General features: G+C 38.9%; 1 pseudogene. It reads left to right on the top strand.

Features of this window, described 5'->3' with window-relative positions:
* Window positions 1–244, top strand: a pseudogene (locus ACRHOZ_RS21280) (ATP-dependent endonuclease); the annotation flags it as partial.

Raw genomic sequence — 244 nt, forward strand, 5'->3', positions numbered from 1 at the left:
GCTGCATATTCTAAATTCGTTGAAAATTGGTCTCTCTTAGATGACTTGATGTATTATCTATATTCTGCCCATAACTGCAAATTGTTACTGATTGGTGATACCGCACAGTTGCCCTCGGTTAAACTGGATTTAAGTCCTGCTTTGGAAGAGAATAGGATAGCACTGAATTACAATAAGTAGCTGGAGAGTCTGGTGTTGGTTGAAGTAATGCGGCAAACCCATGATTCGTGTATCCTTTATAATG

Source organism: Flagellimonas flava, from assembly GCF_050617915.1.
In the GTDB taxonomy this organism is placed as follows: domain Bacteria; phylum Bacteroidota; class Bacteroidia; order Flavobacteriales; family Flavobacteriaceae; genus Flagellimonas; species Flagellimonas flava_A.